Here is a 22,758-nt window from a genome sequence, read left to right on the forward strand (position 1 = left end):
ATAAAAAATCCCCATTTCAAAATGAGGATCTTTTAATTTTTTTAAACACATCTATATGCCCACCACTGGCCATTGGTATCGGAACCAGAATATACTTGACATGTCAAACCATATTTAGCGCAATCTTCACTGCCATGACACATGTCAGGATAATCAGGCACTAATTTTCCACCTTTAACTACTTTTAAGTCTTCTCTTGAGATTTTTTTTAGATTTTTCATAGTACTAAAATTTTTATTTAGGTTGTAAATATAATTTATAAATCAATTTAAAGAGAAATATTATCACTTATTTTATTATGTTAAATGGTGTTATATCAGTTATTTACTGATTTATATATGTAAGGCTGTAATAAAAGTTTATTAAAAAATATGGTTGTCCGTAAGATTATTAATCTTTTTTTTCTAAAAACAATTATATAGCCTACATGAAACAATGTTTATTTAAAAAAATGATATATTCGCAGACCAAAATAAATTAATATGAAAAAAATTACGATCAGTGTGTTTTTAATAGGGACATTATCTTGTACCTATGCACAGAAAATCAGTCTTGGAAAAGCGGTGGATGTAGTATCCAAAGGATCAAAAGCCCTTACTTTTACCAATGCAGACGCGGTAAAACTGTCAAAAGAATCAGTGGATTATATGGATAAAAATAATCCTGTCGCCGGACCGAAAGATCCGTATACGATAAGGTTGAATAAGCTTTTTGGCAAGCATAAATCGCAGGATGGACTTAACCTGAATTACAAAGTATATAAAGTAAAGGACATTAATGCTTTTGCCTGTGCAGACGGAAGTGTACGGGTGTTCTCTTCATTAATGGATATTATGACTGATGATGAATTGTTAGCTGTAATCGGACATGAAATCGGGCACGTGAAAAATGAGGATACTAAAGATGCGATTAAGTCAGCTTATTTAAAAGCAGCAGCTTTGGATGCGGCTTCATCCACTTCTTCTACTGTAGCTACGCTTAACGATAGCCAGGTAGGTAAAATGGCGAATGCATTTTTAGATGCTTCTCACAGTAAAAAACAAGAGTCTGAAGCTGATACGTATTCTTATGATTTCATGAAAGCAAACAAGTACAATGTAGTAGGAGCTTATACAGCATTCAGGAAATTGGCATTGCTTTCTGAGGGAAGTACTCAGTCCGGTTTCCAGAAGATGTTTAATTCTCACCCTGATAGTGAAAAGAGAGCTCAGGCTGTTAAAAAACGAGCTGAGAAAGACGGGTTGTGGAAAGATCCGGGAACGGTTACTATTCCCGCAACGAAGCTTACCAAATAAAAACAATCTCATTTAAATAGAATTCCTCAAAGTTGTCTTTGGGGAATTTTTTTGTTCCTCGATTAATTCCCTTTTATTTGAAAAATTTATAAGAACGAAATTCATTTGAAATCACAGGTTACCATAATTTCTCCTTTGGAATTAATGAAATATTATTATTTTTAAACTATTTATTGATTATTGTATAATTATTTTATTTGCATATTATTGATATTAATTAGTTAATAAATGTTAATATATTGAATTTATCAAAACTAAACGATATATTTGAGTGCTAAATAAAAAAAATATGAAAATTGCACTCTTTTCTCTTTTAATGATGACTTCATCATTATCTGTGTTTAACGCTCAATGCACTGCCGTTAATGTGCCATATGTTGAAAATTTTGATACTACTGCATCAGGTACTATTCCCAGCTGTACTGCGATACAGGCGATAGGTACATCCGGTTCATGGAGTGTTTATAATTCTCCCTTTGGGATTACTGGTCGTAGTTTGTACATGTTTGGTGGTTCTCCAGATGCGGATTCGTGGTTTTATACTCAGGGTATAAATCTGCAGGCTGGCAAAGTGTACAAACTTGCATTTGATCAGTCGGCTCCCTCTCCGCAAGGTTTAGCATTGGTTTATGGTACTTCCCCTATAAATACTTCAATGACCAATGTAATTCAGGATACTACTGTTCCTGCAAGTAGTACTCTTGAGCCGGTATCCTTTACATTTACTCCTTCTGTTACCGGTGTTTTTTATTTGGGGTTTCATTACAAAGGGGGTAATGGTTATCCAGCGTTAATAGTGGATAATATATCGGTAACGCTTCAGTCAACTTTGTCCACATCTGAGGTTACGCATTTGAAAGATGATATAGAGGTATACCCAAACCCTGCAAAGGATTATTTGTTTGTAAAGAATTCCAAAAAAAATACAGTGGCGGAAATTTTAGATATTTCGGGTAAGGTTGTTTTATCTTTAAACGGCATGAAAGAAAAAATAGATGTTTCCCAATTGATAAAAGGTACTTATTTCCTTGTGATCAAAAATGAAGACGGAACTTTATCGAAGACAAAGTTTATTAAAAAATAGAAGTTGGTTGATATTAAAACGGCTGACCATAAGGTCAGCCGTTTTGCTTTTTATTGATGAGATTCTTAATTAAAAATACATTTTTTCTCTTATTTCTTTAATCTTTTTATCAGCAAGATATTCGTCGTAAGTCATTTCTCTGTCGATAATTCCGTTAGGAGTTAGCTCGATGATTCTGTTACAGACTGTTGAAAGCATTTCGTGGTCATGAGAAGCCAGTAAAATGTTTCCTTTGAAGTTTGACAATGAGTTGTTCAAAGTCGTGATACTTTCAAGGTCTAAGTGGTTGGTAGGTTCGTCTAATAAAAGAACATTCGCTTTCTGAAGCATCATTCTGCTGAACATACATCTCATTTTTTCACCTCCTGAAAGTACTTTACAAGATTTTAAAGCTTCATCACCTGAGAAAAGCATTCTTCCCAAAAATCCTCTTACAAATTCTTCGTGACGCTCTTCATCATTTTTAGTGAATTGTCTCAACCAGTCAACCAGGCTTAAATCTTCCTGGAAGAAATTGGTATTATCTAAAGGCATGTGAGATTGGTTGGTAGTAACTCCCCATGCAACTGTTCCTTTATCTGCTTTAGTATTTCCAGCCAGAATCTCGAAAAATTCTGTGATGGCTAAAGAGTTTTTAGACAATACGGCAACCTTATCACCCTTTTTAAGATTAAGATCGATGTTTGAGAATAATAATTCTCCGTCTTTTGTTTTTTCAAGGCCTTTTACATCCAGGATCTGATCTCCCGCTTCTCTTTCCATTTCAAAAATAATCGCCGGATATCTTCTTGAAGAAGGTTTAATATCATCGATATTAAGTTTGTCGATCATTTTCTTTCTTGCTGTTGCCTGTTTAGCTTTTGCAACGTTTGAACTAAATCTTGCGATGAAGTCCTGAAGCTCTTTTTTCTTCTCTTCAGCTTTTTTGTTAGCCTGGGCCCTTTGTCTTGTTGCTAATTGAGAAGCCTGATACCAGAAAGAGTAGTTACCCGTGTAAAGATTAAGTTTGGCATAATCTAAATCTCCGATGTGCGTACAAACCGTATCCAGGAAGTGACGGTCGTGAGAAACTACGATTACGGTGTTTTCATAATCTGCAAGGAAATCTTCTAACCATGAAATAGTATCAATATCAAGGTCATTCGTAGGCTCATCCAGGATCAGTACGTCAGGATTTCCGAAAAGCGCCTGAGCCAAAAGAACCTTTACTTTGTCCTTGTTTTCAAGCTCGCTCATCATCTGATAATGCATATCATCTTTGATGCCAACGTTTGAAAGCATTGTCTGGGCATCAGACTCAGAGTTCCATCCACCCATTTCATCATAAATTACACCCAATTCACCGGCTTTGATACCGTCTTCGTCAGAGAAATCTTCTTTTGCGTATAGCGCATCCATTTCCTCTTTTATCTCAAATAGCTTTTTGTTACCTCTTAAAACAGCTTCAAGAACAGTATATTGATCGTAAGCAAAGTGATCCTGCTCAAGAACTGACATTCTTTTTCCAGGTTCTAAAGATACGTGTCCTGTTGTTGGGTCCTGCTTTCCTGTTAATATTTTAAGGAATGTAGACTTTCCTGCACCATTTGCTCCGATAATCCCGTAGCAGTTTCCTTTGGTAAACATAATATTTACCTCGTCAAAAAGAACTCTTTTCCCGAATTGTAAAGATAAGTTAGATACTGTTAACATATAGTTTTGTAAATTTGGCGCAAAAATACGAAAAGAATTTGGGTATTTTGTAATAATGTAATAGTCAAGTTTTTAAATGTAAGGTATTTTTGTATATTTCATTAATGAAATTCTAGATAAATGAAGATCGAAAAAACAGTTAATATATTAAATAGAAGAGCCCGGTTTGAGTACGAAATCATAGAAGAAACGGAGGCCGGGATGGTTTTGACGGGTACGGAAATAAAATCTTTGCGCTCGTCGAAAGCTTCCATAGCAGAATCCTTCTGTCAGTTTATTGATGGGGAATTATACATCATTAATATGATGATTGATGAGTATAAATTGGGGACTTTTTACAACCATAAAACAAAAAGGGAACGGAAATTGCTCTTGCACAAAAAAGAATTGCAAAAATTCGAGAAGAAATTAAAGGATGTAGGAAATACCATCATACCTTTAAAATTATATATCAATGACAGGGGAAAAGCAAAGGTCTTAATAGCCTTGGCTAGAGGGAAAAAGCTATTTGATAAAAGGGAAGCGATAAAAGATAGAGAAAATAAACGAAACCTGGATAGAATATTAAAGAAAAGTTAAAAATCATTTAAAAAACTTTGTATATAAAGAAAAATTATATTTATTTTGCATTATCAATTATTTAATCATTTAATTCTATGAAAAATCTAAAATTAGGAATTTCAGCATTGGCGCTTACTGTTGCTTCTACTGTGTTCGCTCAGACTACCAACAATCCGTGGTTGATCGGAGTTGGTGCTCATGCGGAAAACCACACAGCGATAAGAAACAATTTCAGTAATACGTTCGCTGCTAAAAATTTAACGAAGACAATGTTCAATATGAACAACTTCTCTATTACACCACCACTTTCTAAACTTACTGTTGCTAGGAACATTGGTAAAGGTTTAGTTATTGACTGGCAGACTTCAGTAGGGAATGTTGAGAATAAGAGATTCAACATGGGTAAAGAATTCATGTTAATGACAGGTCTTGGTTTCCAAGCTAAGGCTGCGGGTCTTTTATGGGACGAAGAGTCTTGGTTTGACCCTTACTTAAGAGTAGGTGCTAACTATTTAAGACATGACTATACATCTCTTACTTTCCCAAGAACTGACGTAAACGGTGAGTGGGTATCTAACGGAGATAATGGTAATGAAAATGGTAAAGCTAACTTCTTTACAGTTTCTACTGGTGCAGGTGCTAACTTCTGGGTAACTAAAAACTTCGGTCTTGGTGTTCAGGGAGATTATGTATCAACTCCAGGTGATAAATCTACAGTTGCTAACTTCTGGCAAGCTTCAGCATCTTTATTATTTAGATTTGGTAACAGAGATAGAGATAAGGATGGTATCTTAGATAAAGACGATCTTTGTCCTGATACACCAGGTTTACCGGAATTCCAAGGATGTCCTGATACTGATGGTGACGGAGTTCCAGATAAAGACGATCAATGTCCAGATGTAGCAGGACCGGTTGAAAACAACGGTTGTCCTTGGCCAGATACAGATGGTGACGGTGTTATCGATAAAGATGATGCTTGTCCTACAGTAGCAGGTCCAGCTGAAAACAACGGTTGTCCTTGGCCAGATACAGACGGTGACGGTATCCTTGATAAAGATGATGCTTGTCCTACAGTTCCTGGATTACCAGAATACAACGGATGTCCTAAGCCTAAAACACAAACTGCTATCGACGTTGAAAACGAATTCAAAAACGTATACTTCGACTTCAACAAAGCTACAATCAAAGCTGAATCTAAGCCAGCATTAGACAGAGCTGCTGACATCATTAAGAAAGATGGAGGTAACTATCTATTAGAAGGTAGAACTGATGCTAAAGGATCTGAAGCTTACAACTTGAAATTATCTAGAGAAAGAGCTGCTTCTGTAGTTGCTGCTTTAGATGCAAGAGGTGTAGATGCTAACGCTCTTAAATCAATCGGTGTTGGTGAATCTAAAGCTACAGTTTCTGAAAAAGCTTCTGATGCTGAAAGACAAGTTGACAGAAAAGTAGTTGTAAAAGCTATCGAAAGTGCTGACGAGTGGAATGCAATCGCTAAAAAAGATTACGCTGATGCTCCAGTGAAGAAAGCAGTAGCTAAGAAAAAAGCTACAGCTAAGAAAAAAGTTGTTAAAAAGAAAAAATAATTAATTTTTCTAAATAATAAATACCTCCAATTTTTTGGAGGTATTTTTTTTTTGTTGACTTTTAAGTAATTTTGTTGAAAATTAAAAAATAAAATGGGAAGAGCATTTGAATATAGAAAAGCTTCTAAAATGGCCCGCTGGGATAAAATGGCCAAAACTTTTTCTAAAATAGGTAAGGATATAGCTTTAGCTGTAAAAGCAGGAGGTTCCGATCCGGAAGCCAATCCGGCTCTGAGAAGATGCATTCAGAATGCAAAAGGAGCAAATATGCCGAAAGACAACGTTGAAAGAGCAATCAAAAAAGCCAGTGGCGCAGATGCTGAGAACTATGAAGAGATCACGTATGAAGGTTACGGACAAGGAGGTGTAGCATTTTTTATTGAATGTACAACCAATAATACAACCAGAACGGTAGCCAATGTAAGAGCGATTTTCAATAAGTTTGACGGAAACCTTGGGAAAAACGGTGAGCTGGCATTTATATTTGACAGAAAAGGAATTTTCAATCTTGATCTTGCACAGATTAAAATGAACTGGGATGATTTTGAAATGGAAATGATTGACGGCGGTGCGGAAGATATTGATAAAGATGAAGAAGAAGTAATGATCACTACAGCTTTTGAAGATTTCGGTTCTTTATCCCATAAATTAGACGAATTGGGAATTGAAGTTAAAAGTGCAGAACTGCAGAGAATTCCTAACAATACCAAAGAAGTGAATGCAGAGCAGTTTAAAGCCAATATGAAAATGCTTGAACGTTTTGAAGATGATGATGATGTACAAAACGTATATCACAACATGGAAATTACCGAAGAGCTGATGGAGTCTCTGTAGAAAAAAATAATATAGCATTCATATATAGTTAACTTTCAATTAGTTTCTTTGCATAAAACTATGAAAAGAAGCGTTGAGTTAGTGGTTATTTCGGATGTGCATTTGGGAACTTATGGATGTAAGGCTAAAGAATTATTAAGATACCTCAATTCAATCCAGCCAAAAACACTGGTTTTGAATGGTGATATTATCGATATCTGGCAATTCAAAAAGTCTTACTTTCCTAAACCCCATCTGAAAGTAATCAAAAAGATTCTTTCATTAGCTACCAAAAACACAGATGTCTATTATATCACGGGCAATCATGACGAAATGTTCCGTAAGTTTACCGACTTCGAACTGGGTAAACTTAAAGTCTGCAACAAAATCTGTTTAGACATCAACCAAAAAAAAACCTGGATCTTTCACGGAGATGTTTTCGATGCATCCGTACAACATTCAAAATGGATCGCCAAATTAGGCGGAAAAGGCTACGATTTACTTATCATAATCAATAATATCGTAAATTGGTTCTTAGAGAAAATGGGTAGAGAAAAATACTCATTTTCAAAAAAGATTAAAAACAATGTAAAAAAAGCGGTAAAGTATATCGGAGACTTTGAACTCACTGCCTCTGAGCTGGCTATTGATAATCATTATGACTATGTTATTTGCGGGCATATCCATCAGCCGCAGATCAGGGAAGTTGTGAATAAAAAAGGCTCCTGCACTTATCTCAATTCCGGAGACTGGATAGAAAACCTGTCTGCTTTGGAATACAACGATAAAGAATGGAAAATTTTTTATTACGATGATCATAAGCATTTGCTTAACGACGATGAAACAGAAGAAATTCAGGATCTCAATACTTCCGAGCTTTTGAAAATAGTAACCAATTTTTCCGAATGAAAATCTTATACGCATTTCAGGGAACCGGAAACGGACACATAGCCAGAGCACAGGAGATTATTCCTCTTCTCAAAAAGCATGTGGAAGTAGATACTTTGATCAGTGGCCATCAATCACAATTAAAGGCCGATTTTGGCATTAATTTTCAACATAAGGGTATTTCCCTGCTTTATAACAAAACAGGAGGTTTATCCTATCTTAAAACATTTACGGAGAATAAATTTATTCATGCGATAAAAACGATCAACGAATTAGAGCTTTCCCAATATGATCTGATCATCAATGATTATGAACCGTTAACGGGCTGGGCAAGCAAGCTGAAAAAGCTTCCGATGATCGAATTAAGTCATCAGGCATCAATGAGCTTTAAGGAAACGCCGAAACCTGAAAAAAAGGATTTCCTGGGAGAGCTGATTCTGAAGTATTATGTTCCTAGCGAAAGAAAAATAGGCTTTCATTTTGAAAATTACCATCCGCAAATTAAAAAACCTGTGATCAGGAGGAAAATAAGAAACCTGAATCCTGACAAAAAAGGATATTATCTTGTTTACCTGCCAAGTTTTTCAGATGAAAATATCATTAAAACCCTGAAGCAGATTCCGGTTCAGTGGAAAGTATTTTCGAAATACAGCAAAATACAGTTTAAAGAAGAAAATGTTGAAGTTTTCCCTATCGATGAAACTCAATATTTAAAATACTTTGAAAGCTGCGACGGGATTTTATGTAATGCCGGTTTCGAAACCCCTGCTGAAGCACTTTTCATGGATAAAAAATTATTTGTGATCCCCATTCATAATCAATATGAGCAGGAATGCAATGCATGTGCCCTGGATAAAATGGGAATTCCTAACTCGAAAGTGTTAAAAACCGAAGAAATTACCGAATGGGTAGCTTCAGACCATCATCTCAGCGTAGATTATCCCGATGATATAGAGGAAATATTACTGAATGAAGTTTTAGTTTTTTAGAAAAACATCATCTACATCACTCATTCTCATCATGACAGATCTTGCATAAGAGCAATGCGGATATACCTTCCAGTTGTTTTCTCTTGCAAACCGGATCGCTTCCTCTACTAAAAATTTTCCCATTCCTCTTCCTTCAAATTCGGGATGAACGAGCACGAACGAAATAATGAATTTATGATCTTCAGGAAAAATAGTGTAAGTAAGCCTTCCTATTTCTTTTATTTCGTTATTTAAAGTAAGAACTCCGCCGTTTCCGGATTTATTGTTTTCAAATTTCATAATTAAACTTTGGATAATAAAGATACAAAAAGTGCACCGACCGCGAAACAGGAGGAAAATTAAATGTGAATTGTGAATCCGCTTTGCTGTCAATTTGTTTCACAGTCAATTGCTGTCGTTCCGTCGAATCAATTGACGATTCACTTGCGCAGCAAACTTGACTATTGACCGTATAAATGTGAATTGTGAATCTGCTTCGCAGTCAATTTGTTTCACAGTCAATTGTTATTGTTCCGTCGAATCAATTGACGATTCACTTGCGGAGCAAAATTGACCATTGACCCTTATAATCAATTATCTTTCCCTGTATAGTAATTATAATCTTTAATGACAATATTGATAAACTGCCTTTCCGTCATTTTTGTAGGATCAATTTCCAGTTTCAGGATGCCTTTTATTTTTTCGGAAAGTTTACTGATAATCTGCCGGTCATCTATTCTCAGAGCTTTTGTATAATTGTCTTTGATGATTCTCATATCATTGTCACTCAATGCAATCACCTGAGGAAATGAAGGGATGTAATCTTCATGAATGTTTTCCAGAATGGTATGAGAAATATTAATGCTGTTTTTCAAAGAAATCACGGCCGTTCCGGAAGCAATATCTCCTAAACGCTGGTTGTTTTTGGAAACAATCATTGAAATTAAACCAACGAGACCTGCAGAAGAGACATCGATAATTCTGAACATCCAGCGAATCAGATAATCACCGAAACTTGCCTGATAACCATCGATTTTTACGACACGGATTTTCATTACTTTTTTCCCGGGTGTTTGCCCTTCCATCAGGCTTTCCAAAACCAACGGATAAATATAGACAGGTAATGTAATGGCAATATAGATTGCCATCTGTGACCACTGATCGAGTCCGTTTAAAATATATCCCAGATCAAAAACATTGAAAAATACGTAAAAAGCAATCATTGCATAAACGACCTTGATCAGCAGATCGATTATAAATGCAAGCATCCTTTCTCCCACACTGGCAATGTTGAAGTTAATATTTACATTTTGTGAAGTATTAATCGCAATTTGAGACATATTTTTTATTATTTTAGCCTTACAATTATGAGAGAGGTTTATTTCATTAAACAAAATAAAGAAAAATGGTTGGGAATTGAACAGGTTATTCAAGGGAAAATTAAAAAAAATCCTGATGACCTGTCTTCGTTGTATATTAATCTGATCAACGACCTTTCTTTTGCTCAGACGTATTATCCTAAAAGCAATACAACTGTTTATCTGAACCATCTTTCTTCACAGATCTTTCAGAAAATTTACAAGACCAAAAGAGTAGAAGAAAACCGTTTTTTGTATTTCTTCAAAACAGAAGTGCCGCTTCTTGTGTATCAGTACAGAAGATATCTGATGTATGCTTTTCTGTTTTTTATATTGTTTACTTCAATAGGAGTGCTTTCTGCCATTTATGATAAAGATTTTACCAACATTATTCTTGGTGAAGACTACGTTAACCAGACCATAGAAAATATTAAAAAGGGAAATGCAGTAGGAGTTTACCAAAGCGGATCTACCTGGGGAAGTACCATCGGGATTATCTTCAATAATATCGGCGTAGGAGCGAAACTTTATATCTATGGAATTTCCGGAGGTGTGGGAACATTGTTTGCCTTGCTTTCAAATAGTGTAATGCTGGGTTCTTTCCAATATTTTTTCTATGATTATGGGGCATTGAAAGAGAGTGCAAGGGGAATCTGGCTTCATGGTGTTTTCGAAATATTTGCGATGGTTGTGGAGGCCATGTGCGGATTGATCTTGGGAGCATCTATTTTATTTCCCAAAACTTTTTCCAGATTCAATTCCTTTAAAAACGGATTTAAAGACTCCTTTAAAATATTTCTGAGTACGGTTCCATTTACAATCTGCGCAGGGATTATAGAAGGCTATATTACGAGACATGCCCTAAAAATGCCTTTGATTTTGAATCTGATCATCATCTTCGGCTCGTTATCTGTTATCGGATTTTATTACTTTATCTATCCGTCAATTGTTAATAAAAAAATAAATACCCATGTCAATGATGCAGTTTTATAAAAAAAGAGATTTTGGTACTTTCATAAGTGACAGCTTTGCATTCTTTAAACTTTATGGTAAGAATTATTTCAAAAATTATATTTTACTGAACGGGTTGCTGCTTATTTTAATGGTTGTTGTTTGTATTTTTGGATACAGAGAGCTGTTTTCGCAGATCTTCGGCTCGAATATTAATGGAAACAGTTATTATTTTCAGCAGTATTTTGAAGATAATATGGGAATGTTGATTGTAGTGGGAATATTGACGTTCCTGCTTTTCGTAATCCTGATCATTATAAATTACCTGTATCCTGTTTTTTATTTGAAAAGACTTGCTGCCGGAGAAACTAAGATCAGAACAGATGATATTCTGAGTGATTTTAAAAATAATGCCGGAAGAATTGTTATTCTGTGCCTTGGAATGATATTTATCGTAAGCCCTTTATCAATCATTATTGTAGGTATTTCTTATGCCTTAATCCTGATTATTATCGGTATATTTTTAATGATACTGGTTTATCCTACACTGTTCAATGTCGTTACTTTTCTGATGTATGACTATTTTAATTCAGACAAAGGATTTTTTGAAAGTTTAAGCTATGCCATAAGATCTCAGTTTTCTTACCCGAACGGAAGAGAAAAATCGCCATACTGGAAATATTGGGGTGCTACGATCATTCTTTTCCTGATCATGTATGTCATCACAACGGTTTTTACCTTTATTCCGATGATATTTTTCTACAGCTCAATTCTTACTTCTACTCCGGACGGAAATTTTGAACAAAATCCGTTTGCAGGTACGGCAGGCATTATATTCTTTGTGGTCTACGGATTTTCCATGCTGATATCGTTTTTCCTTTCCAATATATTATACGTGAATGCAGGTTTAATGTATTACGACGGCAGAACAGACCTACATCAAAAAGTAGAACTTGCAGAAATCGAAACCATCGGCCTTAATGAATAAAATTCTTTTTTTCCTGCTGATATTCTTTTCTCTTGAATATTCGTATGCCCAAAGCGACAGTGTAGCCACTGTTGTGGAAGAGTATGCAGAAGATTCGCTGGATCTTGGACATTACAAGAATATGTACCGGGCAGATTCCATATTGATGAAAAATCCCGTTTCTGAAAATCCGGTTTCCCCGAAAAAGTTCAGGGAAAATTTTCAGTCTAAATACAAAGGAAATGAGTTTGATTACACCACTATTAAACCCAGAGAATCTTTCTGGCAAAAATTTTTAAGAAAACTGGATAAGGTTTTACAGACTATTTTCGGAGAAACGGTTTTTACAAAATCTGCAAATATCACAGGTATTTTGATCCGTCTTTTTGCGATCATTCTCGTAGGTTTTCTGCTGTATTTTATTATCAGATATATATTGGCTAAAAATGGAAGTCTTTTCTTCGGTAAGAAAAATAAAAAAGTAGCAATCCACGAGGAGGAGCTGCATGAAAATATTCATGAAATCAATTTTCCTGAAAGCATTGTTAAATTTGAAAGGTCAGGAGATTACCGGTCGGCAGTCCGGTATCAGTTTTTATTTATCCTTAAAAAGCTGAGTGATAAAAAACTCATCACCTGGAATCCGGAAAAAACAAATAAAGATTATGTGGCGGAATTAAAAGCTCCGCATCTTAAAGACGATTTCTCTGACCTTTCGTACATTTTTGATTATGTATGGTATGGAGAATTCAGTATTGACGAGCAGGATTATCAGAAATTTAAAAATCAGTATCAGGCCTTCAAACCGTAAATAAATTTTTAAGAATGAATAAAACTTTCAAAATATATGCTGCAATTTTCATCATTATCATGGTGATACTGGCATTGCTTGAAGTTAATAAAAAGGAAGTTACAGACTGGCGTAAAAACTTTGATCCCAATGAGAAATCACCTTTCGGATTATTTGTATTCAATGAAGAGGTAAAACACCTTTTTAAAAACGATCTTAAAAAAATAAACCAGACTCCATATGATTTTTATAACCAGAATAAAAAGAGTTTACATAATATTTTAATCGTTGAAAAAGATATAGATACGGAATCATGGAAAAAAATATTAAACGAAGTTTCTAAAGGATCAGATGCCATGCTGATTGTAAGCAGGGTTCCGCAGGAAGTTTCGGATACGATAGGATATTATGATTCACAAGTCTCATTCAGTGAGCAGAGTGTTTTAAAACTGACCGATAAAAAATACCGGAATGATTTTATCAAGTTGGATAAATTTCCGTCAGGAACAGGTTTTACCTACATTAAACCAGGAGTTGAAATTTTGGGTAAAACAGTTGAAAAAGACAGCCCCAATCACGCTGATTTTATTAAAGCAAAATTTGGGAAAGGCAATATTTATGTTCATTGCGAACCGCTTTTCCTTACCAATTATTATCTCTTGCAGCCTGCAAATATAAAATACACACAAGATGTTTTTTCGTATCTTAATGACAGGGAAACGCTTTGGTTTATAGATAACGATGCAAAAGTTTCCCGGTTTTTTATGAGGTTTGTCCTTTCAAAACCTGCATTGAAATATGCATGGTGGGTGATGTTAGGTGGGTTGGTCCTGTTTATTTTCTTTAATGCAAAAAGAAAACAGCGCGTGGTTCCGATTGTTGAGCCGTTAAAAAATACTTCCGTGGATTTTGTGAAAAGCATCGGAAACCTGTATTTGCAGGAAGGTGATTTTCACGATATGATGGCTAAAAAAGCCCAGTATTTTCTGAATAAAGTAAGGATGGATCTTCTCATTGATACCCAGAACCTAGACAGTGAATTTGCTAAAAAACTTCATCTGAAAACCGGAAAAACAATGGAAATAATCAATGAAGGAATTGATCTGATCAAAAAAGCCCAGGACCCTTATGCCAGTGTAATGAAAGAAGACCTGGGAAGAATGAATAAAATATTGGATGAAATATTAAAATAATGAAGCGGAGTCCCGAAGGGACGACTTAACAAAAGAGCGGATGTAAATCCGGTTAAAAAAGAAAAATTACACCAATTAAAAATACATCAATAAATTGTTAGACTGTTATATTTTTAAATTGGTACATTAATAAAACGAATAAATTAATTTATGGAAAACTTTGAAAATTCTGAACAAAAGGATTCAATAAATTTGAATAAAGAACAGGAAGGATTTCAATCGAGAATTGATATGGTTGAACTTCGCGAAAATTTAAATAAAGTAAAATCTGAAATCGCAAAAGTCATTGTCGGTCAGGAAAACATGGTTGAGCATCTTCTTGCTGCCCTTTTGTCAAACGGTCATGTTTTGATAGAAGGGGTTCCGGGAGTCGCAAAAACGATTACGGCAAAATTACTGGCTAAAACCATTGATGTAGGATTCAGCAGAATTCAGTTCACTCCGGATCTGATGCCTTCCGATATTTTAGGAACATCGGTTTTCAGTGTTAAAAACTCTGAATTTGAATTTAAAAAAGGTCCGATTTTCTCCAACTTTATTCTGATTGATGAAATCAACAGGTCGCCGGCAAAAACGCAGGCTGCATTGTTTGAAGTAATGGAGGAAAGACAGATTACAATGGATGGTACGCGTTATACAATGGAAGAACCGTTTTTAGTGGTGGCCACCCAAAACCCGATTGAGCATGAAGGAACCTACAGGCTTCCGGAAGCTCAGCTGGACCGGTTTTTATTCAAAATTAACGTGACATATCCCAATCTTGAACAGGAAATTACGATCATTAAAAATCAGCACGAAAACAGGAGAGAAGATAAAACAGAAGTAGTGAACCGGATCATCAGCGCTCAGCAGTTAAAGAATTATCAGCAATTGGTTAAAGAAGTAATTGTTGAAGCCCAACTCATGGAATATATTGCTAAGATCATTGTAAATACAAGAGAAAATCAGTTTTTATATCTGGGAGCTTCTCCAAGAGCGAGTTTAGCATTACTTACGGCTTCAAAGGCATTTGCGGCACTAAGAGCAAGAGATTTCGTAACCCCGGAAGATATCAAAGAAGCGAGCTATGCCGTATTGAGACACAGAGTCATTGTTTCGCCGGAAAGAGAAATGGAAGGTTTAACTGCTGATGAAATTATCCGCCAGATTTTAGAAGGAATAGAGATTCCGAGGTAATAGATAAAAGGTAACAGGTAGCAGCTAAAGACAAGGTATTACTATGGCAAATTTTAAAGAACTATTGGTTTGGCAGAAGTCTATTGAATTTGTTACCGAAATTTATAGAATTACAGAGACTTTTCCTAAAAACGAAACATACGGATTAATCTCACAAATCAGAAGGGCTTCGGTATCTATTCCGTCTAATATTGCTGAAGGGAATTCAAGAAGAAGTAAACCTGATTATCTTCAGTTTTTAAAGATTTCAAGAGGGAGTTGTGCAGAAGTAGAGACGCAGCTGATCATCTCTAAAAATCTTAACTTTCTAAATGAAAATGATTATATGAAATTAAACGGAAATATTATAGAAATTTTAAAAATGCTGAACGGGTTAATTAATTCCCTGCAATAACTTTATCACTCCCTATAGCCTAAAACCTAAAACCTGCCATCTACCATCTGAAAATGAAAAATCTATACATCAATACCCGTTTTTTCTTTGCACTCATAGGAGTGGGGATACTGTATGTTTTGGCATTTTTCTTTCCGTTCTTTATGATTGTTGCCCATCTTGTATTGCTGTTGTGTTTTCTTGCTGCAATGGTAGAAGGTCTTTTGCTTTTTACACAGAAAGAGGGTGTTTTGGCCCAGAGAATTCTGCCGGAAAAATTATCCAACGGCGATGAAAACCCGGTAAAAGTAGATGTTAAAAATAATTACAGTTTTAAAATCAATACAAAAATCATTGATGAAATTCCGTTTCAGTTTCAGAAGAGGGATTTTCTGATTAAGAAACAGGTTGAACCAGGAAAAAACACCTATTTCCAATATATTCTGGAACCTAAAGAAAGAGGGGAGTATGATTTCGGAAATTTAAATGTTTATGCTTCTTCTCCGCTTGGTTTCATTTCAAAGCGATTCAGGTTTCAGAAAGATGCAATGCTGCCGGCTTACCCGTCTTTTATTCATTTAAGAAAGTATGAGTTAATGGCTCTCCAAAGTGAATTTTTATTGGGCGGAATCAAAAAAGTAAGAAAACTGGGGCATACCATGGAATTTGAGCAGATCAAAGACTATGTTCCCGGAGATGATATCAGAACCATCAACTGGAAAGCTACCTCAAAGACCAATCGTCTGATGGTTAATCAGTTTCAGGATGAAAAATCACAACGTATATTTATGCTGATCGATACCGGAAGAACAATGAAAATGCCTTTTAAAGGATTAAGCCTCCTGGATTATTCTATCAACGCTACCATGGCGTTATCACACATTATATTGAAAAAAGGGGACCGCGCGGGAATGATGACGTTCTCGAAAAAAACTGAAAATAAAATTGCTGTCGAGAATAAATCCGGACAACTGAAAAAAATCTCAGAATCGCTTTACAATGTCAAAACCAATTTCTTTGAAAGTGATTTCAACCGTTTATACCAGGATGTAAAATATTCGATCAATCAAAGGAGTCTCATCTTGCTGTTTACCAATTTTGAAACCTTGGATGGCTTAAACAGACAGCTTAAATACCTGCGTGGAATGGCCAAAAACCATTTAGTAGTAGTTGTCTTTTTCAAAAATGCCGAGCTTCAGACTTTGATTCATAAAAATCCTGAAAATATGCAGGAAATTTATGATGAAATTATTGCAGAAAAATTTGAATTTGAAAAGAAACTAATCATTCAGGAACTTCGTAAATATGGGATTTATACCGTTTATACATTACCCGAGAATTTAAATATCGATGTTATCAATAAATATCTGGAGATAAAAGCGAGGGGAATTTTATAATTTTGCAAGGAAATTAATCAATAATAAACTTCGGCTCCGACGGGCAAAATAAGATAATATTACATTAAGAAGAGCCGGAACGATCTAATCAATTAAAAATGAAAATAACACTTAATAGAATCAACGACGATTTTTTATTTGAATGTACCAATTCTCAGGGTAATTCAATTCTTTTGGATAATACCTCACAACCGGGAGCCAAAGGCGTTTCTCCTATGGAAAGCGTTTTAATGGCCGTAGCAGGATGCAGTGGAATAGACGTGGTTTCCATTTTAAAAAAGCAACGCCAGGAAATTACAGGGTTTAAAGCAGAAGTGGAAGGAGAAAGAATCCCTGTTGAAGATGCAAAACCCTTCAAATCCATTATGGTAAAGTTTCTTCTGGAAGGAAATATTGATCCGAAAAAAGCTCTTAAAGCAGCTCAGCTGTCTTTTGAAAAATACTGTTCTGTTTCCAAAACTTTAGAACCTAATGTTGAAATAGGATATGAAGTTTTTGTCAATGGAGAAAAGATTTAATTTTTTACCCTTTAAAATAAAAAAACCGGATATAATATCCGGTTTTTTGTTTATCAATAATCGTTCGTATACTATTTTACACTTATTTTTTCTTGCCTCTCTGATCGTTTTTTATCGCAAAGAAAATGATGACTTGGATCTATCTAAGATGAGCAAAGTTTTTTAATCTATTAAAATAGATTTCAAAAGAATTCTTCATAGCAGCGTTGCTGCTTTTTCTTTGCTTTTCTTAAATTAAATATAGCAGCAGGATTTTAAGAGCTTTGCGTTAATAAAAAATGATGAGTGTAAAATATATATTTGGATTATTTTTTAATCATTTTTGAACTCTTCACCGAACCGTCTTTCATCGTTAATGTTAAGATATAAATTCCGGATTTGATATCTCCTAAATGCAATGTTGATGAAGGATTATCAATCGTTCTTACCGTAATTCCGGAAAGGTCGGTAACGGAAACACGTTTTATATTGGTAGCATTTTCAATATGCAATGCATCACTGAAAGGATTAGGATAAGCCACTCGTTCTTTCTCTTTAACCACTTCATTGACTCCCAAAGCAACAGGCTCTAAAGTTACCGTAACCTTGAAAGTGTTATTGTCAACTTTATTATAGTCGGCATTACAGTCAGATCCGCCATAGGTTCTCCATGCTCTTAGCTCAAAGTTTACAGTACCGGTAAGATCATTCGCTAACGTTAAATTGGCTCTGTTGTATGAGAATGTTCCGCCTGTTGATCCCGATCCTGAAGTAACGGAAGGTTCTGTAATATTGTTATTCAGACAGACCAGTAAGCTTTTTTGTTCAGCCATCCATCCGTTTCCGGCTGTGGTCATTGTATAGGAAACGTTGGTTGATTTAATTTTATATCCGGCAGGAACATTTACGGTAAGGGTTCCGGGACAGTTTGTGGTTGCCGTTACATCTGGCGTACCACTGTTAAACATGGTATTAATATCTCCCGCAGTATACGTTTCAGAAATCTGGCCTGTAGCAAATTCTTTCATTTTCCAGAAACCTTGTGAGCTGCCACAATTAGATCTTACCCAGAAATAAAAAGTTTGTCCTGTTGCCAAGCCGTTGAGTGCAACTGTTGTAACCCCTGCACCTACAGTTCCTGTCGGAGTTGTAGTCGTCGTAGGCGGAGTGGTGGTAGTGCTGTAATAATAATCATATCCCGATGAAGGAGCCGTTGCCGGAGCCGTCCAGTTAAAAGTTGCTCCGTCCATTGTAGAAGTATAGGTAATATTGGTTGGAGCCGGGCAAGAACTATATACATCTGCAGCAAATGCAAAAATATTTGGAATACCCCCGGTTCCTGTTTTAACTACCGTAACACTTTGTATGTTTTTTGCCTGGTTCGCTGCATCAATTGCTAAGGGGATCTGGTATAATCTTGGGTTAGTTCCATTTCCGGATTCCAGAGCGTCATTGGTGAGATTAATACGACCAATACCCTGAATGGCATAGTTGGAACCACCATACCAGTCGGATATGCTGATCCCTGTAAACGTCTGTGTTGTTGCGTCAGAGAAATTTACCGTAACATCCACAGTACAAGCCCCACTTCCTCCGGTAGCCACCATATAAAGGTTTAAAGCCTGGATAGGAGTAGAGAAAGTAAGTGTTCCCGAATCACCGGTATTTTGTAATCTCAGAGCATTATTTCCACTGTAAGAAGCCAGTTGGTAGCTTAACCCGGAAGTTGATCCTACAGCCGAGTTGATGATACCATTCACCGGTAAACCGTAAGTAAGAGGTGTACTGGATGAAGTAAGCTGGAAATCTCTTGATACAAAAGCATAGTTTACGCCATCTACATCATTGGTTGTAGAACTGGCTGAAGTTCCCACTCCGTTTGCAATAACATCAGCATTAAATCCACTCTGGATTGAAACAGGCTGATATTCCTGAGCGTTAATTTGATTGATGAACATCCCTGAAAATACCAGGCATGCCACAGATAGTAGTTTTTCTTTCATTGGACACTTTTTTAGTTTGTAATGCTAAGATAAATATTATTATAAAAATAATTTACAATAACTGATAAAATGTTATTAAATTTATATTAAAAAGTTGGATTGTGTGGGTTTGTTGAAATCCCGATTTGATCTTGTTGATTATTTCTCAAAATAATAATGACTGTCTGTAATAAAAAAACCTCCCGGAGGAGGCTTGTATTATAATGTCAATCTTGGTTTCATCAGTTTGGCGACAGTGGCTGTCCATCCGGTTTGATGGGAAGCTCCGACTCCGCGGCCATTATCCCCATGGAAATATTCGAAGAATGTAATATAATCTTTAAAATGCTCATCGTGATTAAACTTTATATTTCCGCCGTTAAAAGCTCTCTGCCCGTTCTCATCCTTTAGAAATATAGAACAAAGCCTGCTGCTTATATTCTGGGCAACTTCATCAAGGTTTCTCTTATCTCCGCTTCCTGTCGGCAGCTCCACTTTTAAACTGTTGCCATAGTAAAAATGGAAACGCTGTAAACTTTCCACAATCAGGAAATTGATCGGAAACCAGATCGGGCCTCTCCAGTTACTGTTGCCACCGAACATTCTGCTGTCACTTTCTGCAGGCGTATAATACACCACATTTTCATTACCGTGAACAGAGAATACAAACGGGTTTTCTTCATATACTTTAGACATGGCCCTGATTCCGTAAGAACTTAAAAATTCCTTTTCATCAAGCATTCTCGTTAAAACTTTTGTTAGCCTGTTTTTACGAAGGATACTCATTAAATGTTTTCTTCCGCGACCTTCTTCATCCCAATGAGAAACCAGTTTGGTAAGCTCCGGCTTGTTTTTTAAAACCCACTCCATTCTTATTTTGAAATTAGGCATTTTCTCCAGCAAGCTGTGATCGATAATTTCCACGGCAAACATAGGAATCAGCCCGACGATACTTCTGAGCTTTAACGAAGCACTTTCACCATTTCCTAATTGTAATACATCGTAGAAAAATCCGTCTTCTTCATTCCATAAGCCTTCCTTTCCATCACCCAGATTTTCCATCGCTTCCGCGATATACAGGTAATGCTCAAAAAACTTAATGGCCATATCCTCATATACCTGATAATACTGGGCAAGCTCCATGGCGATACGCATCATATTCAGTGCATACATGGCCATCCAGCTTGTTCCGTCGGCTTGCTCAAGATACTGGCCGTCTTTTAAGATCATATTACGGTCAAAAGCACCGATGTTATCAAGACCTAAGAAACCGCCTCCGAAAATATTTTTACCGTTTTTATCCTTTCTGTTAACCCACCATGTAAAATTGAGCAGCAGTTTTTGAAAAACTTTTTCCAGAAATAATAAATCAGGTTTTCCATTGGTTTTTTCATCAATCTTAAAAACCCGGAAACAGGACCATGCATGTACAGGCGGATTCACATCACTCAGATTCCATTCATAAGCAGGAAGCTGCCCGTTGGGATGCATATACCATTCTTTGGTCAGCAAAAGAAGCTGGTTTTTGGCAAATTCAGCATCAATAATAGCAAAAGGTACACAATGAAAAGCCAGGTCCCAGGTCGCATACCACGGATATTCCCATTTATCGGGCATAGAAATAATATCCTTATTGTGCATGTGATTCCATTCCGTATTTCTTACATAATTGTTGAAATCCCTGGGAGCTTCAAAATTAGGGTCACCTTTCAGCCATTTTCCTACATTGTAATGGTAAAACTGCTTATTCCAGAGCAATCCGGCAAAAGCCTGACGCTGAACATTCTTTTCATCATCACTCGTTACGTCATGTTGTACCTCAATATAAAATTCATTGGCTTCAGCAATCCTTGTATTAAAGATTTCATCAAAATATTGAAAAGGTTCATCCGTTTCATTGGGCGATAATCTGAAGTCAAAAGTTTTGGATTGTCCTGCTTCAATAATTTCATCAATTAAAAAAGAAGCTTTCGTTCCTCTTTTTTCAGGATTAACAGTATTGCTTCCGTAAATGATATAATCGTTGATTCCATCCTTAAAATAAGTATTTCCCGGATATGGAGATCCGTATAATTTTGGAGTATTGGTTTCATTCTCACAAAAAACACTTTCCGTATTGAGATTTCTGGAATAGAATTTTTTAATGGAAATACTGTCATGGTTAATATCAATACAGCCCTCATAAGACGCATTCATCTGGGCTTTGTAAGTATTGTAACCCCATTTCCAGTTATTCCGGAACCAGACTGTAGGTGCCACCACAATCGGGGCATCCTTCTGGCTTCTGTTACAGACTGTTACTCTTACTAAAATATCATTATGATCCGCTTTACAGTATTCAATGAAAATATCAAAATATTCATTGTCGTCAAAAATGCCGGTGTCTATAAGCTCAAATTCCGGTTCTTTCTTGGTACGGTTTCCGTTTTCAATAATAAGATGATCATAAGGAAACTCATTAATCGGATATTTGTACACCATTTTCATATAGCTGTGAGTAGGCGTATTATCAAGGTAATAGAAGATTTCTTTAATGTCTTCTCCGTGATTTCCCTGAGGATTGCTTAGTCCGAAGAAACGCTCCTTTACCATCTTATCTTTCTTGTTCCAGAACGAAAGCGCAAAGCAGAAAAGTTGTTTCACATCCGAAATTCCGGCGATGCCCTCCTCTCCCCACCGGTAGGTATAGCTTTCTGCATTATTGTGATTGGCGAAGTTCCAGGCATTGCCGTTTGGGCTGTAATCTTCACGTACATTTCCCCACTGCCTGTTGCTTACGTAAGGCCCCCAGTTTTTCCAGTTATTATCTTGTAATCTTTGTTTTTCAGCAATCATATTTCACCATTTTTCAGTACGAAGGTAGTTTTTTTGGAAAATAATTCCAATTTTCCGAATCTGAAAAATCCTTAACATAGCCTTCAATGTCTTATGTTTAGAGGAGTTTCGAGAATAAATTAAATTTTTGTAAATAATTAAAAGAAAAAAACTATCTTTGCACCATTCGTTCATTCAAATATTGAAAATGTTATCAAGAAAGGTTGAGGGATTAGACCCTGTGAAACCTTAGCAACCCTTTGTGCAAGCGAAGAAGGTGCTACGTTCTACCAAATAATTTTATTTTGGACAGATAACTTACTGAAGTTCTTTTCAGCCATTTCTCGTGGCATTTTCAATTGTGTTATAAAAA

Annotated in this window: 21 protein-coding genes and 1 riboswitch; of the genes, 15 read left to right on the plus strand and 6 right to left on the minus strand. The window is 35.9% G+C overall.

What is annotated here, in order from left to right:
- Positions 1-41 precede the first annotated feature (41 nt).
- The gene (locus tag AB8P06_RS03685; protein WP_369838004.1) at positions 42-221 is read right to left on the minus strand and encodes a bacteriocin-like protein; all 180 of its coding nucleotides are present in this window, start codon (positions 219-221) and stop codon (positions 42-44) included.
- A gap of 261 nt (positions 222-482) precedes the next feature.
- Here AB8P06_RS03685 and AB8P06_RS03690 point away from each other — a divergent pair, with 261 nt between their 5' ends.
- Both AB8P06_RS03690 and AB8P06_RS03695 read left to right on the plus strand, forming a co-directional pair.
- On the plus strand, positions 483-1,295 hold the full coding sequence (locus AB8P06_RS03690) for a M48 family metallopeptidase (protein ID WP_369838007.1): 813 nt from the start codon (positions 483-485) through the stop codon (positions 1,293-1,295).
- A gap of 289 nt (positions 1,296-1,584) precedes the next feature.
- A complete protein-coding gene (locus tag AB8P06_RS03695) occupies positions 1,585-2,379 on the plus strand; it encodes a T9SS type A sorting domain-containing protein (protein ID WP_369838009.1) in 795 nt (264 codons plus the stop codon).
- A gap of 69 nt (positions 2,380-2,448) precedes the next feature.
- On the opposite strand, the gene AB8P06_RS03700 is transcribed toward AB8P06_RS03695, so the two are convergent.
- The gene (locus AB8P06_RS03700) at positions 2,449-4,071 is read right to left on the minus strand and encodes an ABC-F family ATP-binding cassette domain-containing protein (RefSeq protein ID WP_369838011.1); all 1,623 of its coding nucleotides are present in this window, start codon (positions 4,069-4,071) and stop codon (positions 2,449-2,451) included.
- Between the two features lie 120 nt (positions 4,072-4,191).
- Between AB8P06_RS03700 and smpB the strand changes: the two genes are divergently transcribed.
- From smpB to AB8P06_RS03725, 5 genes are all read left to right on the plus strand, one after another.
- Positions 4,192-4,650, plus strand: a complete 459-nt coding sequence (smpB, locus tag AB8P06_RS03705; RefSeq protein ID WP_369838013.1) for an SsrA-binding protein SmpB — start codon at positions 4,192-4,194, stop codon at positions 4,648-4,650.
- A 77-nt stretch (positions 4,651-4,727) separates the two neighbouring features.
- The gene (locus AB8P06_RS03710) at positions 4,728-6,218 is read left to right on the plus strand and encodes an OmpA family protein (RefSeq protein ID WP_369838015.1); all 1,491 of its coding nucleotides are present in this window, start codon (positions 4,728-4,730) and stop codon (positions 6,216-6,218) included.
- A 93-nt stretch (positions 6,219-6,311) separates the two neighbouring features.
- On the plus strand, positions 6,312-7,052 hold the full coding sequence (locus AB8P06_RS03715; protein WP_369838018.1) for a YebC/PmpR family DNA-binding transcriptional regulator: 741 nt from the start codon (positions 6,312-6,314) through the stop codon (positions 7,050-7,052).
- A gap of 60 nt (positions 7,053-7,112) precedes the next feature.
- Positions 7,113-7,940, plus strand: a complete 828-nt coding sequence (locus AB8P06_RS03720) for a UDP-2,3-diacylglucosamine diphosphatase (protein ID WP_369838021.1) — start codon at positions 7,113-7,115, stop codon at positions 7,938-7,940.
- On the plus strand, positions 7,937-8,908 hold the full coding sequence (locus AB8P06_RS03725; protein ID WP_369838023.1) for a glycosyltransferase family protein: 972 nt from the start codon (positions 7,937-7,939) through the stop codon (positions 8,906-8,908). The genes AB8P06_RS03720 and AB8P06_RS03725 overlap by 4 nt, the downstream gene beginning before the upstream one ends.
- On the opposite strand, the gene AB8P06_RS03730 is transcribed toward AB8P06_RS03725, so the two are convergent.
- Entirely contained in the window at positions 8,897-9,187 is a 291-nt protein-coding gene (locus AB8P06_RS03730; protein WP_369838026.1) for a GNAT family N-acetyltransferase, read from the minus strand. The two genes, AB8P06_RS03725 and AB8P06_RS03730, sit on opposite strands and share 12 nt — an antisense overlap.
- Before the next feature lie 290 nt (positions 9,188-9,477).
- Positions 9,478-10,227, minus strand: a complete 750-nt coding sequence (locus AB8P06_RS03735; protein ID WP_369838029.1) for an RDD family protein — start codon at positions 10,225-10,227, stop codon at positions 9,478-9,480.
- Positions 10,228-10,254: 27 nt separating this feature from the next.
- Between AB8P06_RS03735 and AB8P06_RS03740 the strand changes: the two genes are divergently transcribed.
- The 8 genes from AB8P06_RS03740 to AB8P06_RS03775 all read left to right on the plus strand — a co-directional run bounded on the left by AB8P06_RS03740 (position 10,255) and on the right by AB8P06_RS03775 (position 17,610).
- Positions 10,255-11,238 carry a stage II sporulation protein M gene (locus AB8P06_RS03740; protein WP_369838032.1) on the plus strand — a complete coding sequence of 328 codons (984 nt, stop codon included), beginning with the start codon at positions 10,255-10,257 and terminating at the stop codon, positions 11,236-11,238.
- Complete coding sequence (locus tag AB8P06_RS03745) at positions 11,222-12,184, plus strand: DUF4013 domain-containing protein (protein WP_369838035.1); 963 nt, start codon at positions 11,222-11,224, stop codon at positions 12,182-12,184. Before AB8P06_RS03740 ends, AB8P06_RS03745 begins: the two co-directional genes overlap by 17 nt.
- Positions 12,177-12,974, plus strand: a complete 798-nt coding sequence (locus AB8P06_RS03750; RefSeq protein WP_369838038.1) for a DUF4129 domain-containing protein — start codon at positions 12,177-12,179, stop codon at positions 12,972-12,974. Before AB8P06_RS03745 ends, AB8P06_RS03750 begins: the two co-directional genes overlap by 8 nt.
- A gap of 14 nt (positions 12,975-12,988) precedes the next feature.
- Positions 12,989-14,146: a DUF4350 family protein gene (locus AB8P06_RS03755; RefSeq protein WP_369838041.1), complete on the plus strand. Its 1,158-nt coding sequence runs from the start codon at positions 12,989-12,991 to the stop codon at positions 14,144-14,146.
- Between the two features lie 150 nt (positions 14,147-14,296).
- Positions 14,297-15,322, plus strand: coding sequence for an AAA family ATPase (locus tag AB8P06_RS03760; RefSeq protein WP_369838043.1), 1,026 nt, complete (start codon positions 14,297-14,299; stop codon positions 15,320-15,322).
- 43 nt (positions 15,323-15,365) lie between these two features.
- Positions 15,366-15,716: a four helix bundle protein gene (locus AB8P06_RS03765; RefSeq protein ID WP_369838046.1), complete on the plus strand. Its 351-nt coding sequence runs from the start codon at positions 15,366-15,368 to the stop codon at positions 15,714-15,716.
- 53 nt (positions 15,717-15,769) lie between these two features.
- A complete protein-coding gene (locus tag AB8P06_RS03770) occupies positions 15,770-17,092 on the plus strand; it encodes a DUF58 domain-containing protein (RefSeq protein ID WP_369838048.1) in 1,323 nt (440 codons plus the stop codon).
- Positions 17,093-17,190: 98 nt separating this feature from the next.
- Entirely contained in the window at positions 17,191-17,610 is a 420-nt protein-coding gene (locus AB8P06_RS03775) for an OsmC family protein (protein WP_369838050.1), read from the plus strand.
- A 305-nt stretch (positions 17,611-17,915) separates the two neighbouring features.
- Here the strand turns inward: AB8P06_RS03775 and AB8P06_RS03780 are convergent, their stop codons facing one another.
- The gene (locus AB8P06_RS03780; protein ID WP_369838053.1) at positions 17,916-19,592 is read right to left on the minus strand and encodes a T9SS type A sorting domain-containing protein; all 1,677 of its coding nucleotides are present in this window, start codon (positions 19,590-19,592) and stop codon (positions 17,916-17,918) included.
- Positions 19,593-19,790: 198 nt separating this feature from the next.
- Complete coding sequence (locus AB8P06_RS03785; RefSeq protein WP_369838056.1) at positions 19,791-22,406, minus strand: MGH1-like glycoside hydrolase domain-containing protein; 2,616 nt, start codon at positions 22,404-22,406, stop codon at positions 19,791-19,793.
- Between the two features lie 187 nt (positions 22,407-22,593).
- A riboswitch (SAM riboswitch) is annotated at positions 22,594-22,705 on the plus strand.
- The last annotated feature ends 53 nt before the right edge of the window (positions 22,706-22,758 follow it).

Source organism: Chryseobacterium tongliaonense (genome assembly GCF_041224435.1).
GTDB classification, from domain to species: domain Bacteria; phylum Bacteroidota; class Bacteroidia; order Flavobacteriales; family Weeksellaceae; genus Chryseobacterium; species Chryseobacterium tongliaoense.

Excerpts from the sequence above, each read along its gene's own strand:
- AB8P06_RS03760 (WP_369838043.1), top strand. The coding sequence starts at position 14,297 with ATGGAAAACTTTGAAAATTCTGAACAAAAGGATTCAATAAATTTGAAT.
- AB8P06_RS03785 (WP_369838056.1), bottom strand. The coding sequence starts at position 22,406 with ATGATTGCTGAAAAACAAAGATTACAAGATAATAACTGGAAAAACTGG.
- AB8P06_RS03700 (WP_369838011.1), bottom strand. The coding sequence starts at position 4,071 with ATGTTAACAGTATCTAACTTATCTTTACAATTCGGGAAAAGAGTTCTT.
- AB8P06_RS03775 (WP_369838050.1), top strand. The coding sequence starts at position 17,191 with ATGAAAATAACACTTAATAGAATCAACGACGATTTTTTATTTGAATGT.
- AB8P06_RS03750 (WP_369838038.1), top strand. The coding sequence starts at position 12,177 with ATGAATAAAATTCTTTTTTTCCTGCTGATATTCTTTTCTCTTGAATAT.
- AB8P06_RS03735 (WP_369838029.1), bottom strand. The coding sequence starts at position 10,227 with ATGTCTCAAATTGCGATTAATACTTCACAAAATGTAAATATTAACTTC.
- AB8P06_RS03765 (WP_369838046.1), top strand. The coding sequence starts at position 15,366 with ATGGCAAATTTTAAAGAACTATTGGTTTGGCAGAAGTCTATTGAATTT.
- AB8P06_RS03715 (WP_369838018.1), top strand. The coding sequence starts at position 6,312 with ATGGGAAGAGCATTTGAATATAGAAAAGCTTCTAAAATGGCCCGCTGG.
- AB8P06_RS03710 (WP_369838015.1), top strand. The coding sequence starts at position 4,728 with ATGAAAAATCTAAAATTAGGAATTTCAGCATTGGCGCTTACTGTTGCT.
- AB8P06_RS03755 (WP_369838041.1), top strand. The coding sequence starts at position 12,989 with ATGAATAAAACTTTCAAAATATATGCTGCAATTTTCATCATTATCATG.
- AB8P06_RS03740 (WP_369838032.1), top strand. The coding sequence starts at position 10,255 with ATGAGAGAGGTTTATTTCATTAAACAAAATAAAGAAAAATGGTTGGGA.
- AB8P06_RS03685 (WP_369838004.1), bottom strand. The coding sequence starts at position 221 with ATGAAAAATCTAAAAAAAATCTCAAGAGAAGACTTAAAAGTAGTTAAA.
- AB8P06_RS03730 (WP_369838026.1), bottom strand. The coding sequence starts at position 9,187 with ATGAAATTTGAAAACAATAAATCCGGAAACGGCGGAGTTCTTACTTTA.
- smpB (WP_369838013.1), top strand. The coding sequence starts at position 4,192 with ATGAAGATCGAAAAAACAGTTAATATATTAAATAGAAGAGCCCGGTTT.
- AB8P06_RS03770 (WP_369838048.1), top strand. The coding sequence starts at position 15,770 with ATGAAAAATCTATACATCAATACCCGTTTTTTCTTTGCACTCATAGGA.
- AB8P06_RS03725 (WP_369838023.1), top strand. The coding sequence starts at position 7,937 with ATGAAAATCTTATACGCATTTCAGGGAACCGGAAACGGACACATAGCC.
- AB8P06_RS03695 (WP_369838009.1), top strand. The coding sequence starts at position 1,585 with ATGAAAATTGCACTCTTTTCTCTTTTAATGATGACTTCATCATTATCT.
- AB8P06_RS03780 (WP_369838053.1), bottom strand. The coding sequence starts at position 19,592 with ATGAAAGAAAAACTACTATCTGTGGCATGCCTGGTATTTTCAGGGATG.
- AB8P06_RS03690 (WP_369838007.1), top strand. The coding sequence starts at position 483 with ATGAAAAAAATTACGATCAGTGTGTTTTTAATAGGGACATTATCTTGT.
- AB8P06_RS03745 (WP_369838035.1), top strand. The coding sequence starts at position 11,222 with ATGATGCAGTTTTATAAAAAAAGAGATTTTGGTACTTTCATAAGTGAC.
- AB8P06_RS03720 (WP_369838021.1), top strand. The coding sequence starts at position 7,113 with ATGAAAAGAAGCGTTGAGTTAGTGGTTATTTCGGATGTGCATTTGGGA.